Source organism: Pelistega indica, assembly GCF_000506865.1.
Lineage (GTDB): Bacteria > Pseudomonadota > Gammaproteobacteria > Burkholderiales > Burkholderiaceae_B > Taylorella > Taylorella indica.
In genome coordinates, this window is record NZ_AYSV01000063.1 from 26272 (window position 1) to 43500 (window position 17229).

General features: G+C 39.7%; 12 protein-coding genes and 1 pseudogene. 4 read left to right on the plus strand and 9 right to left on the minus strand.

Annotated features, from left to right (window positions below):
* Positions 1–49: 49 nt before the first annotated feature.
* Positions 50–1096, plus strand: a complete 1047-nt coding sequence (locus tag V757_RS18705; RefSeq protein WP_023950050.1) for an ornithine cyclodeaminase — start codon at positions 50–52, stop codon at positions 1094–1096.
* A gap of 155 nt (positions 1097–1251) precedes the next feature.
* On the opposite strand, the gene V757_RS18710 is transcribed toward V757_RS18705, so the two are convergent.
* The 6 genes from V757_RS18710 to V757_RS18735 all read right to left on the minus strand — a co-directional run bounded on the left by V757_RS18710 (position 1252) and on the right by V757_RS18735 (position 7309).
* Positions 1252–2265, minus strand: coding sequence for an NAD(P)H-dependent flavin oxidoreductase (locus tag V757_RS18710; protein WP_023950051.1), 1014 nt, complete (start codon positions 2263–2265; stop codon positions 1252–1254).
* A gap of 1 nt (position 2266) precedes the next feature.
* The gene (purF, locus tag V757_RS18715; protein WP_023950052.1) at positions 2267–3778 is read right to left on the minus strand and encodes an amidophosphoribosyltransferase; all 1512 of its coding nucleotides are present in this window, start codon (positions 3776–3778) and stop codon (positions 2267–2269) included.
* Between the two features lie 21 nt (positions 3779–3799).
* Positions 3800–4288: a CvpA family protein gene (locus V757_RS18720; protein WP_023950053.1), complete on the minus strand. Its 489-nt coding sequence runs from the start codon at positions 4286–4288 to the stop codon at positions 3800–3802.
* Between the two features lie 2 nt (positions 4289–4290).
* A complete protein-coding gene (locus V757_RS18725) occupies positions 4291–5358 on the minus strand; it encodes an SPOR domain-containing protein (RefSeq protein ID WP_023950055.1) in 1068 nt (355 codons plus the stop codon).
* Positions 5359–5375: 17 nt separating this feature from the next.
* Complete coding sequence (gene folC, locus V757_RS18730) at positions 5376–6686, minus strand: bifunctional tetrahydrofolate synthase/dihydrofolate synthase (RefSeq protein WP_023950057.1); 1311 nt, start codon at positions 6684–6686, stop codon at positions 5376–5378.
* A 77-nt stretch (positions 6687–6763) separates the two neighbouring features.
* Positions 6764–7309: a cytochrome b gene (locus tag V757_RS18735; RefSeq protein WP_023950059.1), complete on the minus strand. Its 546-nt coding sequence runs from the start codon at positions 7307–7309 to the stop codon at positions 6764–6766.
* Positions 7310–7440: 131 nt separating this feature from the next.
* Here V757_RS18735 and mutM point away from each other — a divergent pair, with 131 nt between their 5' ends.
* Positions 7441–8256: a bifunctional DNA-formamidopyrimidine glycosylase/DNA-(apurinic or apyrimidinic site) lyase gene (mutM, locus tag V757_RS18740; protein ID WP_023950061.1), complete on the plus strand. Its 816-nt coding sequence runs from the start codon at positions 7441–7443 to the stop codon at positions 8254–8256.
* A gap of 104 nt (positions 8257–8360) precedes the next feature.
* Here the strand turns inward: mutM and lpdA are convergent, their stop codons facing one another.
* The 3 genes from lpdA to aceE all read right to left on the minus strand — a co-directional run bounded on the left by lpdA (position 8361) and on the right by aceE (position 14571).
* Entirely contained in the window at positions 8361–10133 is a 1773-nt protein-coding gene (gene lpdA / locus V757_RS18745; protein ID WP_023950063.1) for a dihydrolipoyl dehydrogenase, read from the minus strand.
* A 14-nt stretch (positions 10134–10147) separates the two neighbouring features.
* Positions 10148–11821, minus strand: coding sequence for a dihydrolipoyllysine-residue acetyltransferase (gene aceF, locus V757_RS18750; RefSeq protein ID WP_023950064.1), 1674 nt, complete (start codon positions 11819–11821; stop codon positions 10148–10150).
* Between the two features lie 62 nt (positions 11822–11883).
* On the minus strand, positions 11884–14571 hold the full coding sequence (gene aceE, locus V757_RS18755) for a pyruvate dehydrogenase (acetyl-transferring), homodimeric type (RefSeq protein ID WP_023950065.1): 2688 nt from the start codon (positions 14569–14571) through the stop codon (positions 11884–11886).
* A 293-nt stretch (positions 14572–14864) separates the two neighbouring features.
* On the opposite strand from aceE, the pseudogene V757_RS18760 reads away from it, so the two are divergent.
* A pseudogene (locus V757_RS18760) lies at positions 14865–16621 on the plus strand (PAS domain-containing sensor histidine kinase).
* The gene (locus tag V757_RS18765; protein ID WP_023950066.1) at positions 16611–17228 is read left to right on the plus strand and encodes a response regulator transcription factor; all 618 of its coding nucleotides are present in this window, start codon (positions 16611–16613) and stop codon (positions 17226–17228) included. Before V757_RS18760 ends, V757_RS18765 begins: the two are co-directional and overlap by 11 nt.
* The last annotated feature ends 1 nt before the right edge of the window (position 17229 follow it).

Consider the following 17229-nt stretch of genomic DNA (forward strand, 5'->3'; position numbering starts at 1 on the left):
TCATCAAAATAAGAGAAACTATATATATTATAATTTTAAGGACAACGTTATGAGTACATCAGCAATTAAAGGCAGCTTGCCAACTATTCTAATCAGCCCACAAGATATTGCACAAATCGTCAGCAAAAAAGGACTTAAGGAAGTTTTTGAAGGAGTGGCGGACTATATCCTTAAGGATTACTTGCGTTGGAACGAGTTTGACAAATCAGCCAGGGTTGCTAGTTACTTAGACAATGGTGTTTTAGAATTAATGCCTATCGCCAGCAAAGATCAATATAGCTTTAAATATGTTAATTGCCATCCTGACAATCCTAAGTCTGGTTTATCAACTGTTTTAGCATTCGGTGCATTAATTAATAACTCAACTGGCTTACCAGGTGTTATTAGTGAATTCACACTGACTACGGCCATTAGAACAGCGGCTATGTCGGCATTGACTGCTAGATTCTTAGCACGTAAAAATAGCAAACGTATGGCGATTATCGGTAATGGCTGTCAAAGCGAATTCCAAGCTCTTGCCTTTCATTATCTATTAGGTATTAATGAATTAGCACTTTTTGATATTGATAAAGAAGCTAGCAAAAAATTAGCTGAAAATTTAAAAGATACTTCTATCCAAATTACTATCTGTGACTCTGTCGAAGAAGCCGTAAAAGGTGCAGATATTATTACTACTGTCACAGCAGAATATTCAAAAGCCCATATCATCAAGGCCTCTATGATAGAAAAAGGGATGCATATTAATGCTGTTGGTGGTGATAGTCCAGGTAAAACAGAATTAGAGCCTAGCGTCCTAAATATGGGTAAGGTCTATATTGAATTTGAACCTCAAACACGTGTTGAAGGAGAATTGCAAAATATGCCTGCAGATTTTGAAGTTTCTTTATTATCTAATGTATTTGCTTCAGGCAATCCTGCTCGCACGAGTGATGAAGAAATTACTATTTTTGACTCAGTAGGCTTCGCAATTGAGGACTTCTCTGCGGTTCGCTACATGACAGATGTCGCTAAAGAACTTGGTTTAGCCCAAGCAATCTCTATAGCCCCTAATCTAGACAATCCTAAAGACTTATTCAATTACCTTAAAAAACACTAAACAAAGCTATCCATAAGTTATAAGTTAAGGCTTATATCAAAAAAGCCAAAGCCTAGTAACATCGAAAGAAGTCTAGCTTTGGCTTTTTAGTCATAATAAATCTGTACCTTACTAAGTTAGAGATTTAGTCCAACTTCTGGGGTGCAGATCATTTTTTAGTCATCGCCCTTTTTTAATCGCTGCAAAATTTCAGCGGCACTACCAGATTTAGCCAATAAAGCACTTTGCCCCGCCCAAAAAGAAGAAAAATCATAACAGTGTTTTACTTCAGCATGTGCTTTTAGCATACCTATCGCTAAACTTGCTCCAGGGAAAGGTAATACATCAGGATGTATTAAACCATTTTCACGCATAATCCGATTAATAATACCACGAGCATATCGACCACTAAGAATATTGGTGATGACCGTATGGTGTGCTTGTTCACTTTGCAACGCTTGCTTATGTGCCGCAGAAATCTTAGCTTCATCTGCTAATAAGAAAGCGGTACCCACTTGAACCGCACTTGCTCCTAATTGCCTAGCGGCATTAACTCCTTTAGCATCGGCAATACCACCTGCTGCAATCACAGGACATTTTACTGCTTCGACTATCTGTGGTAACAATGAAAATAAACCGAGTTGCTCAGATAAGTCTTGACTTAAAAACATTCCTCTATGGCCACCTGCTTCTAACCCTTGGGCGATTATCCTAGTCACCCCTTTCGACTCAAGATACTTCGCTTCAGCAACTGTTGTCGCACTCGACCATATTTCTGCACCAGTCTTTTTAATTGTCGCTAGCAACGAGTCATCTGGCAAGCCAAAATGAAAACTCACAATAGGTGGACGAAATTCTTGTATTAAAGCAAGGCCTTCTTGATTAAATGGCATACGACCTACACCAGTAGGAATATCTTGTGTACTCAAGCCAAACTCTTCTAAATAAGGCTTTAGGAAAGCATGCCATTGAGAAATTTGAGTAACACTATAGTCTGGTGAGGTATGTGCAAAAAAATTGACGTTGTAATGCTGTCCATCAAGACTTGAGTTAATACGCTCTAACTCAGTGGCAAGTTTTTCCGTGGAAAGCATTGCCGCAGGCAAAGAACCTATCCCCCCTGCCTTACTGACAGCAATAGTTAAATCGGCATCTTGAGCACCCGCCATAGGTGCTTGAATAATATCCATCTTAATCGTTCTCTACACCCATATTGACCGACATGCTACCAGAGGTTTTCTCTATAGGTTTGCCTCTTTGTGCACTTAATCGATCTAAATAAGCCTGATCGATATCACCCGTAACATATATCCCATCAAAACATGATGTATCAAAATTAGCTATATTAGGATTGATATCCCATACCGCTTTTTTCAAATCTTCTAGCCCCTGATAAACAAGACCGTCAGCACCGATTTCTGCACACACTTCTTCTGTCGTCCGGTTATGGGCAATTAATTCTTGTTGGGTAGGCATATCGATACCATATACATTAGGAAAACGAACGGCTGGTGCAGCGGAAGCAAAAAAGACTTTTTTAGCTCCTGCTGCCCTTGCCATATCGACAATTTCACGACTTGTTGTACCACGAACAATAGAGTCATCTACCAAAAGAATATTTTTATCTTTAAACTCTACGCTCATGGCATTTAGTTTTTGGCGAACGGATTTCTTACGGACTGATTGTCCTGGCATAATAAAGGTTCGACCAACATAACGATTTTTGATGAAACCTTCACGATAGTCTAATCCTAAACGAGCAGCTAACTCCATAGCAACTGGTCGAGAGGTATCTGGAATTGGCATCACCACATCGATATCAGATAATCTTAATTCTTTGGCTACTTTTGCTGCTAAATATTGCCCCATTTTAAGACGTGCATTATAAACATTCACACCATCAATCGTTGAGTCAGGGCGTGCAAAATACACATACTCAAAAATACAAGGATTCAATTTTGAGGCATCTGAGCATTGTTCTGAAAAAACATTTTTTTGCTCATCAATAAATACCGCCTCACCAGGTGCAATATCACGGACTAATTCAAAGCCTAACCCCTCAAGAGCTACTGACTCAGAAGCTAGCATATATTCAGTCCCTGCTTCTGTTTTCAACTGTCCCAAACACAAGGGTCTAATACCATTAACATCTCTAAAGCCTACCATGCCAAAGCCAGTAATTTCAGCCACTACCGCATAAGCACCGCGTACACGTTTGTGCAATGCCTTAATCGCTGTAAATATCATTTCATGATCGTTAAGTTGCTTATCACTGGCAAGTTGTAGTTCATGAGCAAAAATATTTAGCAATACTTCAGAATCAGAATTAGTATTGATATGTCTTTTATCAATATTGAATAATTGCTCACGTAATTCATCAGGATTAGTTAGGTTACCGTTATGAGCAAATGTAATACCAAACGGGGCATTCACATAGAATGGCTGAGCCTCATCAATACTATCACTAGACCCTGCTGTTGGGTATCTAACTTGCCCAATCCCTGTATTACCCGGCAAGGAACGCATATTTCTGGTTCTAAATACATCTCGTACCAGACCATGTGCTTTGAACATACTAAAATGGTTATCTTTTGATGTTGCTATACCCGCAGCATCTTGACCACGGTGCTGCAATAAAAGTAAGGCGTCATAAACTGATTGATTAACAGGTGATAATCCTGAAATACCCACGATGCCACACATAGCGTTGAAACCCTTTAAAAATTAATACGGTAAATATGTTGAGAATTCAGCAGGAACATATGTCTTTAAATGATTAATCGCATCAACAACAATTCCTGAAAATTTTGCATTTTGCCACCAAGTTGATTGAGGCAAATCAGTATAGCCGAGTAAAATAGCCACCACTAAAATAATAATAACACCTCTAGCAAGGCCAAAAATTAACCCTAGACCATTATCTGCTGGACCTAAACCAGCGTATGAAATCATTGAGCTTAATGTAATATTAAGCAAACCCACCAATAATAGTACACCTATAAATACAACTGCATAAGCTATTGCCGTACTGACATAATGATTATCAAATAAACTCTGAAACCATGGGATAGCCCTTGGTCCCCACATCATGGCAGCATATCCAGCAGCAACATAAGCAATTAACGAAAAGGCTTCTTTCAAAAACCCTCGCATAAAGCCTAATAGCCCAGAACAAGCCAACACAGCCAATACTACATAGTCAAACTCTGTCACGCTTAATTACCTGTAATAAAACCACTATGACCTAATCCACGTAAACGAGTTAAGGCAGCTTGAGCGGATTCTTGACTGGTAAAAGGTCCTACTCGTAAACGATAAGTCTGTTTACCATTAACTACGGCACTTTGCACAAAAGCATTAGACACACCTGCGCTACTTAAGCGATCACGTTGTGCTCTAGCTTCATCAATTGAAGAAAATGCCCCAACTTGAACATTTAAACGAGTATTGGCTGTCGTTTCTTTAGCTGCTGATTGTGCTTTAGAGAAACTTGCACTTGTCGTTTTCTCTGCAGTTGGTTTACGTCCTTCTAGCAATGCTAACGCAGCGCTACCATCATCTGTACGTTTAACATTATCAACCGTATTGCCCATTTTGGGAGCTGCTTTAGGTTTATCTGTTGGTTTATTATCAGCAACTTTATTTTCAGGTTTTTTCGCTACTTTATTTGGTTGTGTTGGTTCAGTATTTTTAGTTACTGAAACTTGATTATCTGACGTCTGTTGCGCTACTGATTTTGGTGATACTTCCACTTCAGTTTTGCTATTTCCCGTCGTGTTAGATAGCTGATTAGATGTATCTTGTGCTACTGACGTTGAAGGTACTGATGTAGAAGAGTTACCTTTAGTTGATGGTATTCCTGTGCCAACAGCATTTGCAACGCTTTGAGGAATTTCTTCTGTGCCAGTTGCTCCTGTGTTTGTATTAGCTGTTGTCGATTCAGCTGGTGTTGTTTGTACAGTACCTTCATTAACATTTTGACCCGATGCTACACCAGGTGCTGTAGAAATAGAAATAGCTCCCGTTGAACCATTTTTATTATCCCCACTAGGTGCTACCAAAGGTGCTTGACCTTCCTGTATCACTGTAGAGATTGGTTTGTCATTTGAAAAAATAAACGGTAACAAAATAACGCCTAAAATAGCTAAAACTACGGCACCAATAAGCTTACTTTTTGCTTTATATCGTAAATCACTATCTTGATGTTCAGCTTGCGCAGAGCGTGGAATCGGTCTGCGTTGAGTCATGTGTGTACGTGATGAGTTTTTATTAAATAATCCCATTTCAATCCTTTAATTGATTAAAGTGATGAGTTGTTTGTCTGATTGATATAGTCCAATACAGCAGAAACGGTTAAAAAAGAACCAAATACAACAATTCTGTCATTGTTTTTTGCTTTTTCTTTGACCTTTTGATAAGCCTCTTCTGGAGAAGCACATACTTCTACTGTCGGTAAACCTTGGCTATCTTTAGGTAGGTTTGTATTGATGATGTCGGCTAATTCCTGCCCTTTTCTTCCTCTAGGACCTGGCAAGTCGGTAACATACCAATAATCAACAATGCCTTTAAATTTTTGAATAACTTCTACAGCATCTTTGTCTTTCAGCATACCTAAAACTGCATAGGTATAAGGAAAATAAGACATACTATATAGGTTATGTGCTAATACTGCTGCCGCATGAGGATTATGAGCAACATCTAGAATCGTTGTTGGTTGACCTGGTAAAATTTGAAATCTACCAGGCCAAGTTACAAGTAACAACCCTTCTCGTATTGCTTGAATTGGAACCGCTAAATGCGGCTTAAGTGCTTCAATTGCCGCCAAAGCCGCCGATGCATTAAGCAACTGATTTGCTCCTCTTAGCGCAGGATATGTAAGAGCACTTTTCCTACCACCTCTACCAGCAAATGCCCACTGCTGTTTATCCCCATCATAATTAAAATCACGACCAAACAGCCATAAATCAGCACCGATTTCTTTAGCATAATTAAGTAAACTTTCAGGAGGCTCTGGATCACTACAAATAGCGGGTTTGCCAGTTCTAAAGACATGAGCTTTTTCCCAACCTATAGCTTCTCTCGTATTCCCCAAATATTCGGTGTGATCAATATCCACACTAGTCACAATCGCACAGTCAGCATCAATCAAATTAACCACATCAAGACGCCCACCTAAACCCACTTCAAGAATAGATATATCTAATTCTGCTTCTTTAAAAAGTAAGAATGCTGCCAGTGTTGTATATTCAAAATAACTTAATGTGATATCCCCTCGTGCAACTTCAATTTCAGCAAATTTTGCAATAATTGCCTCATCTGAAGCATACTCACCATTAATACGAATACGTTCATTAAACTTAATCAAATGTGGCGAAGTATACATACCTGCTTTATAACCCGCAGATAAATAAATCGCCTCTAACATAGCACAAGTTGAACCTTTGCCATTTGTACCTGCAACAATGATTTTTTTACCATGCCATTGATTTAACCCCAGCTTGTCCGCTACTGGACGTATTCTCTCTAGACCTAAATCAATTGTTTTGGGATGAAGAGTTTCTAAATAAGTAAGCCACTCTTGTAAAGAACTATGTAGTGTTGGAACAGACATAATAAATATAGGCTGTGTAATGCAGAAAAGTCTACATTTTAACACAGCCTTACCATGGAATTGAGTATTAAATCATTTTAGTGACCCATCATTCTAGATAATGTACGGTCTTTTAAAACGACGTGATGATAAAGGGCTCCAACAATATGCAATACCAACATAATAATTAACACTACTGGCAACGTTTCATGCATATCATTAGCAAAACCTGCTAACGAGGGATTCAATGCTACCGCCTTACCGTCTACTATATTAGAAGCAAAAATTTCAGCACCAAACACATTTAAACCACGACCCGCAGCCACTGACATACACATACCACTTAAAGGTAATAAGACAGTGAGCAATATCAGTATCCAATGGGTAACTTTTGCAAGGGTTAGATTCCACTGCGGCACTCCCATATTCACAGGAGTAGGCCATCCTTCTTTAATACGCCATAATATTCTACAGGTAGCTACGACAAAGATAATTGCACCAATAGATTTATGTAAACCACTATATTCCTTAAAATCATCTAGTAAGAAACCGAATATCAACATGCCAATTATGGCTAAAGCAATTAACCAGTGGAAAAAACGCGTTACAAAACTTAAATTTGTAGTTGTTGAGCCATTATTCATAATATATCCTATAAAATCTATTGAGACATAAACCAACTTTAGTTTAATCCAAATATAAGTATTAAACTTACACTAAGAAAAAAACTTATTTCAACCCTATACTAAACGTGAATAAAATATTGGTTTAACAGATGCCCGAATTACCTGAAGTGGAAACCACCCTACGTGGAATTACCCCTTACATCCTCAACAAAAAAATATCATCAACTATTATCCGACAGCCTAGACTTCGCTGGCTGATTCCCGATAATCTTAATGACTTATTATGTCAAAATAAAGTACTAGGCTGTACACGACGAGCAAAATACTTGTTAATCCATTTCAATACAGGTGACCTAATTATCCATCTAGGTATGTCGGGGAGTTTACGCATTTTTCACTCCCCTATACCATCTGCATCAAAACATGACCATGTAGATATTATTTTTGAGGACGGTACTGCTCTTCGCTACCACGATCCTAGACGATTTGGTGCCATTTTATGGAATGATTTAAATCAACAGCATACATTACTTAGTCAACTAGGACCAGAGCCACTTAGCGATGACTTTAATGGTGATTATCTTTATGACTGCTTAAAAACCCAAAAACGACCAATTAAAACAGCCTTAATGGACAATTCTGTTGTCGTTGGTGTGGGTAATATCTACACGAATGAAAGCCTATTTCATGCCAAAGTTCGCCCCACTCGCCCGGCTAACCGTCTAACCAAAAAAGAGTGTGTTCGCCTGGTAGAGTGTGTTAAAGATGTATTGGAGAAATCCATTGCACTAGGAGGAAGTACTCTCAAAGATTTTGTTGATAGTGACGGAAAAAGTGGTTATTTCCAGCAAACATATTTTGTCTATGGTCGTGATGGTCAACCCTGCAAAATTTGTCAAACACCTATTCAAAAAACGACTATTGGGCAAAGAGGGACATTTTTTTGTAAAAAATGTCAGCGTTAAATAGGATAACAGCAACTGGCTCAAAATTATGTTCACTCTGAATACTCAAAAGGCTCTAGTCATCTAACCAGAGCCTTTTTTACTACCACTCAACGAATTAACGCTTAACGTTTTTTCTGCGGGGGTAAGTCAGTACAACTACCATGAGCTACTTCTGCTGCCATACCGACTGACTCTCCTAGCGTAGGATGTGGGTGGATCGTTTTGCCAATATCCGTAGCATCTGCCCCCATTTCTACCGCCAAGCAAATTTCACTAATCAAATCACCCGCATGCGTGCCCACAATCGCACCACCAAGTAAGCGATGAGTTTCCGCATCAAAAATAAGCTTAGTAAAGCCTTCGTCACGACCATTGGCAATAGCACGACCTGAGGCAGCCCATGGGAATACCCCTTTCTCAATTTTAATGCCTTGTGCTTTCGCTTGATCTTCAGTTAGTCCAACCCAAGCCACTTCCGGATCAGTAAATGCAACGCCCGGAATTACACGAGCATCAAATACTGTTTTTTGTCCTGCAATAACCTCTGCCGCTACATGAGCCTCATGTACAGCTTTATGAGCTAGCATTGGTTGTCCAACGATATCACCTATGGCAAAAATATGAGGCACATTTGTGCGCATCTGCGCATCCACAGGAATAAAACCTCGTTCATTCACAATAACGCCAGCCTTGTCAGCAGCAATTTTTTTACCATTTGGAGAGCGTCCCACAGCTTGTAAGACTAAATCATAACGTTGTGGTTCTTTAGGAGCACCTTCCCCTTCAAACGTCACATAAATACCATCACTCTTAGCCTCTGCACCAACAGTTTTGGTTTTGATCATAATATTATCAAAACGATGTTCATTCTTTTTCTGCCAGACTTTAACCAAATCGCGGTCAGCGCCTTGCATTAAACCATCCATCATTTCCACAACATCTAATCTCGCTCCTAATGCAGAATAGACTGTACCCATCTCTAAACCAATAATACCACCGCCAATGATAAGCATTTTTTGTGGAATAGATTTGAGAGCCAATGCACCAGTTGAATCAATAATACGATCATCCTCTGGTAAAAAAGGCAATTTCACCGATTGACTACCCGCAGCAATAATAGCATTTTTAAAAGCAACTTCCTGTGTACCGCCTGCAGTAAGTTCTACGACAAAATGGTGATCATCTTTAAATTGTGCTGTGCCCGTAATAATCGTGACTTTACGTGCTTTAGCCATACCACTTAGACCACCTGTTAATTTGGCTACTACATTATCTTTATAAGCACGCAGTTTATCTAAATCAACAGTAGGCTCAGCAAAACTAATACCATTTGCAGCTAAATGTTTAGCCTCTTCCAAGACAGCGACATTGTGTAACAACGCTTTAGATGGAATACAACCTACATTTAAGCATACTCCACCCAGGGTCGAGTAGCGCTCAATTAAAGCTACTTTTAAACCCAAGTCTGCCGCTCTAAATGCCGCGGAATAGCCACCAGGACCTGCTCCTAACACCACCACATCATAGGCATCATCACCTGCATTAGACTTTACTCCTGCAGGCGCAACAACTGCTTGTTCAGTTGCTTTTTGAGGGCTGACTTCAGTCTTAGCTACTGATGTTTCTGTCTTTGGGGCTGGTGCCTGTTGAGCTGTAGCAGAATCTGCCTCTACAGTAAGTACAACACTGCCCTGCTTCACTTTATCACCTAGCTTCACATTAATAGCCTTGACAACACCACCAACATCAGCGGGGATTTCCATCGATGCTTTATCGGATTCAACAGTAATCAAGCTTTGCTCTGGTTTGATGGTATCACCCACGTTAACCAGAATCTCAATGACCTCAACCTCATCAAAATCGCCAATATCTGGCACTTTAATTTCTGTACTCATATTAGCTACCCCTCTTACACTAATGCACGACGGAAGTCGCTTAATAATTGAGACAAGTAAACATTAAAACGAGCGGCAGCTGCACCATCAATGACTCGATGATCATATGACAATGACAATGGCATTGTTAAGCGTGGTACAAATGCTTCACCGTCCCATACTGGTTTTTGATATGAACGACTCACGCCAAGAATAGCAACCTCAGGCGCATTGATAATTGGTGTAAAATGAGTACCGCCAATACCACCTAATGATGAAATAGAGAAACATCCTCCTTGCATTTGTGCTGGTGATAATTTGCCTTCGCGTGCTAATTTAGCCAACTCGGCTGTTTCCTTAGCAATATCTGAAACTGATTTTTTATCTGCATCTCTAATCACAGGAACCACCAAACCATTCGGTGTATCTGCAGCAAAGCCAATATGGTAGTACTCTTTTAAAACAAGATTATCGCCATCTAAAGAGGCATTAAATTCAGGGAATTTTTTCAGACATTGAACAACAGCTTTAATCAAGAAAGCTAGCATAGTGAATTTCACACCAGCCTTTTCATACTCTTTATTCAATTGTACGCGGAAAGCTTCTAAGTCAGTAATGTCTGCTTCATCGTTATTAGTCACATGAGGAATCATGACCCAGTTACGATGTAAATTAGCACCAGAAATTTTCTTAATCCGAGAAAGCGGTTTCGTTTGAATTGGACCAAATTTAGTGAAATCAACTTTAGGCCAATCCAAGACAGATAAACCACCACCGACAGTACTACTTCCAGCACTCACATTGTTATTAGGAGCCACAGATAATGCTGCTTTAACAAAGGCACGTACATCATCTGCTGTGATTCTATCTTTACGTCCAGTCCCTTTAACCTGTGTTAAATCAACGCCCAACTCACGAGCAAATTGACGAACAGAAGGAGAAGCATGAGGCAAGTTCCTATACTCTGCACCACTTAATGCATAAGAGGCCGTTGGGGATTGCCGAGGAGGCTCTTTTGAGGCTTGAACTGGTGCTACTACAGTTTGAGAGCTTGACTCTATTGGTGTTGGCTCTGTAGGGGCAGCATTAGCCGTGCTCACTACAGGGCTAGCTTGAGTTGATTCAACCTTAGCAATTAAAGTTCCTTTCTTAACTTTATCACCTACTTTCACCTTCAATTCAACAATTTTACCTGCATGACTTGAAGGTATTTCCATTGAAGCTTTATCTGACTCTACAGTAATCAAGCTTTGTTCTTCTTTGATATCATCACCAACGGCAACCATCACTTCTATGACATCTACCTCATCAAAGTCGCCAATATCTGGAACTACTACATCTACTAAACCACCTGCTACAGAGGCTTTCTCAGGTGCAGATGCAGTAGCGATAACTGGCTCAGCTACTTTTTCCTGTACTGCAGGTGTCGCTGGGTTTTCTGCTTTTGTTTCTGTGGTGGAGACATTATCATTTGCTTCCACCTCAAGAATAACGCTACCTTGCTTAACTTTAGCACCAACATTGACGGCAATGGATTTAACAACACCAGCTGTATCGCTAGGAATTTCCATAGATGCTTTATCAGATTCTACAGTAATCAAACTTTGCTCAGTAGCAATAGTATCCCCTACCTTGACTAACAGCTCAATGACTTCAACTTCATCAAAATCACCTATATCAGGTACCTTGACTTGTACTAATTGACTCATTCTCATATTCCTTTTGGTGAGGGCAAAGAAACTTGCTTCACTTTGCCCAAATTCAATTAAATTTACGCGTGATGTGGATTAGCTTTATTGACATTAATGCCATATTTAGCAATCGCTTCTTGCACTTTTTCAGCAGGTAGTTTACCTTCATCAGCCAATGCTTTTAAGGCAGCAATAACCACAAAATAACGATCCACTTCAAAGTGATTACGTAATTTGAAACGGAAATCTGAACGACCAAAGCCGTCTGTACCTAATACTCGATATGTACGGCCAGCAGGGATAAACTCACGAATTTGATCAGCAAAGATCTTCATGTAGTCAGATGATGCAATCACGGGACCTTGAGTATTTTGCAACTGTGTAGTGACAAAAGGAACTTTTGGTGTAGCAGTTGGATTCAATAAGTTTTCACGATTACAATCCAAACCGTCACGACGTAGCTCTGTAAAGCTTGGGCAAGACCAAACATCAGCAGCTACACCCCAGTCTTTCTCTAACATGAGTTGAGCTTCTTCTACTTCACGTAAGATGGTGCCTGAACCTAATAATTGGACACGTAAGTCACCTACCGCACCCTCTTTAAGTTTATACATACCTTTAATAATGGCTTCTTCATCACCCTCTTTAAGACCAGGATGAGCGTAGTTTTCGTTCATCAATGTGATGTAGTAGAAAACATTTTCTTGATCTTCAACCATACGTTTTAAACCGTGTTGCATAATCACAGCAACCTCATGTGCATAAGTAGGGTCATAAGAAACACAATTTGGAATTGTAGAAGAAAGCATATGACTATGACCATCTTCATGCTGTAGACCTTCACCATTCAATGTTGTTCTACCAGCCGTACCGCCTAATAGGAAGCCTCGTGCTTGCATATCACCTGCCGCCCAAGCAAAATCACCAATACGTTGGAAACCAAACATTGAATAATAAATAAAGAATGGGATCATAATGCGGTTGTTGGTCGAGTACGATGTCGCCGCTGCAATCCATGAACACAATGCCCCTGCTTCATTAATCCCTTCTTGTAGCAATTGTCCGTTGGCTGTTTCTCGGTAATACATCACCTGATTTTTATCTACAGGCACATATTTTTGACCTTCTGGTGCATAAATACCGATTTGACGGAATAAACCTTCCATACCGAAAGTGCGAGACTCATCAGATAGGATAGGTACAACACGTTCACCTAAGTCTTTATCACGCAACAATTGATTTAAGAAACGCACAAATGCTTGCGTTGTTGAAATACTACGACCCTCTGTCGTTGGCTCTAAAATTGCCTTAAACACATCTAAGTTCGGTACTTTGAATTTCTCTTCAGCACGCTCACGACGACGAGGATAGTAACCACCTAATTTTTCACGGTGTTCACGTAAATACTTCATCTCAGCAGAATCTTCTGATGGTTTGAAATATGGGATTTCACTAATTTTGTCGTCTGGAATAGGAATATTGAAACGGTCACGGAATTCGCGAACGGCTTCATCATCTAGCTTTTTCTGTTGGTGTGCAGGGTTCTTACCTTGAGCGACTTGACCTAAACCGTATCCTTTAATTGTTTTAGCAAGAATTACTGTTGGTTGTCCTTCGGTCTTCATTGCCGCATCAAACGCTGCATACACCTTGTTAGGGTCATGACCGCCACGATTTAAACGCCAAATTTCTTCATCGCTCATTCGGCTAACCATTTCTAATGTACGTGGATCTTTACCAAAGAAATGCTCACGCACAAAAGCACCGTCATTCGCTTTATAGGCTTGGTACTCACCGTCAACGGTCTCTTCCATAATTTTACGTAAAGCGCCTGATTTATCACGTGCTAACAGTGGATCCCAATAACTACCCCAGATAAGCTTAATAACATTCCAACCACTACCACGGAAATCACCCTCTAATTCTTGGATAATTTTACCGTTACCACGAACTGGGCCATCTAGACGTTGCAAGTTACAGTTAATCACGAAAATTAGATTATCTAATTTCTCACGTGCCGCTAAACTGATTGCACCTAAAGATTCTGGTTCATCCATCTCACCATCACCGCAGAAGCACCATACTTTACGTTTTGAGGTATCCGCAATACCACGTGCATGTAAATATTTAAGGAAACGGGCTTGATAAATCGCCATCATTGGACCTAAACCCATTGATACTGTCGGAAATTGCCAAAAATCTGGCAATAATTTTGGATGTGGATAAGAAGGCAAGCCTTTGCCGTCAACTTCTTGACGGAAATTATCTAATTGCTCTTCGGAAATACGTCCTTCTAAAAAGGCACGCGCATAAACACCTGGTGATGAATGACCTTGGAAATACACTAAGTCACCACCATGATCCTCTGTCTCTGCATGCCAGAAGTGATGCTGACCGCAACCAATCATAGTAGCTAACGAAGCAAAAGAAGCAATGTGACCACCTAGACTACCACCGTCATCAGAATCAATACGGTTTGCACGAACAACCATCGCCATCGCATTCCAACGAACATAAGCACGAATGCGAGCTTCTAGCTCTAAGTTACCTGGATTTGGTGGCTCTAATCCTGGCGGAATTGTATTAACATAAGCCGTATTTGGAGAATAAGGAATATTTGAGCCAGAACGACGAGCAAGATCTGTTAATTGCTCAATAATAAAGTGTGCTCTCTCCGGACCTTCTCTATCAAGAATCGCTTCTAAAGCTTCTAACCATTCTTTGGTTTCTACGGCATCTACGTCTTGTGTTTTTTCATTCGTAGCCATGCATTGCTCCTATTAAAATCGTTTTTTTGTTTACAAGTCACCCCCAAAGAAAAAGCCTTAACGCCTTTCTCATAGGAAACTCAACTTATTCACCCGATTATGCCATACTTTTATGACGCTAATTAAGATTAAATACTTCTTTTTTTATATAATGAGATTGATTACCATATTATGAGAAATTTATACCTCATTGATGCTTTATATAACTAGCAATTTATTAATTCCGCAAAAGCACACAACGATGATACGTGTTTTTGTACAATTAGATAATCTAGGAAAGATTAAAAAACATTATGAATGACCACAGCCACAAGAACTTAATCAGTAAGTCATTGAACTATGCAACAAAGCCTCGACGTTTTTATTGGATTGCACCAGTTTTCGTGATTTTGCTATATACAGTCGTCATGATTGCATTTTTTAGTCTACAACAAATTCAGACTAATCTATTACCCTATTTTGTCGATAATAACGAAGGATTGCAACGACTATTAAACCTCATTATTATTGCCTTATCTGTTCTAATTATTTTCTAGTTTATTCCTGATGTGGCGATTTAACAGTCAACGTGCGAATACTGAACAAGCGCTTGAAACTGAAACTATTTTCCGACGAGCGATGGAAAACTCCATGTCCACAGGGATGCGAGTGATTGATATGCAAGGACGCATCATCTATGTCAATCCGGCTTTTTGTCGCCTCATTGGTTGGGATGAAACTAGCTTGGTAGGGTCTACTCAGCCATATCCTTATTGGATTCCCGGTAAACACCAAGAACATATGCGCACCATGGAACTAGTATTAACCGGCAAAACGCCAAGTTCTGGTCTAGAGCTTGAAGTCCAACGCCGTGATGGAACACACTTTACTGCTCGTATGTATGTTTCTCCCATGCGTAATCCTGACGGTCATCAAATAGGTTGGATGACCTCTATGACAGACATTACTGAACCTAAACGTGTACGTGAAGCACTTTCCGCCGCACACGAACGCTTTATGACCGTATTAGAAAGTTTAGATGATGCTATTTCAGTCGCTGCCGATACGCCTAATGGAATTGAAATTCTTTTTGCTAATCGTACCTATCGTCGTTTATTCGGCTCTCAACCCTATGGACATCAAGAACTACTAAAACAGAGTAAAGAAAATATTGACGGTGTTAATCAATACTTTATCCCCTTAGTTAATATTTGGTTTGAAGTGCATCATCGCACACTAAGTTGGACTGATGGACGAAAAGTTAGGCTTCAAGTTGCTCGAGATATTACCGAAAGATTAAAATTTGAAGAAGAATCAAGGACTCAAACAAGAAAAAATTCAAATTACTAGTCGCTTAACAACAATGGGGGAAATGGCCTCTACGTTAGCACATGAGTTAAACCAACCATTAACGGCTATTGTTAACTACAATACGGCAGCCATTGGCCTATTGAAAGCAGGTCAAACTGATAACCCAATGCTAATTACTGCGCTAGAAAAATCAGCCTCACAAGCTGAACGTGCTGGCAAAATTATTAGTCGTATTAAGGCTTTTGTCAAACGCAGTGATCCACGCAGACAAAAAGTCTCTATTAATCGCATTCTATCAAATACCTTAGACTTAGCAGAATTAGATGCCCGTAAATATGGTAAGCAAATTGACTGTCATATTGAAGAAAATCTCCCCGATGTATTTGCGGATCCTATTCTTATCGAGCAAGTCTTACTCAATCTGATTAAAAATGGTCTAGAGGCCATGCAACAGAGCGAAGAACCCGCTATCAAGGTTTTTGTAAAAAAAGTCGATCGGCACGCTGAAGTATCCGTTGTGGATCGTGGGCATGGGCTCAAAGAACCAGATAGACTTTTTGAACCCTTTTTTAGTACCAAAACAGAAGGTTTGGGCATGGGATTAAATATTTGCCGAACCATTATTGAATCTCATAATGGTCAATTATGGGCAACTTCTAACCCAGAAGGTGGTACTATATTTACGTTTAAAATACCCTTTGCTTATACAGATAGCAAAGATAAATTAACCACAGTAGAGGAAATCAATAATGACAAATAGCAGTAGCACTATTTATATTGTAGATGACGATGATGCCGTAAGAGACTCCTTACGTTTCCTATTAGAAACCAATGGACATGAAGTGCTAACGTTTGCTAGTGGTGAAGAATTCCTCGAAAAATATGATCCAACTATCGTTAGTATTCTTATTACCGATGTCCGTATGCCAGGGATGACAGGATTACAATTACAAGAAGAACTCAATGCTCGTAAAGCCAATATTCCTATTGTATTCATCACGGGTCACGGCAATGTACCAATGGTTGTAAACACCATGAAAAAAGGTGCTGTAGATTTTATCGAAAAACCTTTCAATCTAGCCGATATCCAAGAAGTAATTTCTAACTTAACACGTGAGGCTATTGAACGTGCATCTGTTGCTCAAAGCCAACGTGCTAATGAGGAATTACTCAACCGCTTAACTTCTAGAGAGCAACAAGTCCTTGGTAGAATTGTAGCTGGTCGTTTAAACAAACAAATTGCTGATGATTTGAACATCAGTATCAAAACAGTAGAAGCGCATCGAGCAAACATCATGGAAAAGCTACAAGTATCTACTGTGGCTGACCTGATGAAAGTGGCTCTGCACGCCTCTAATAATCAATAGT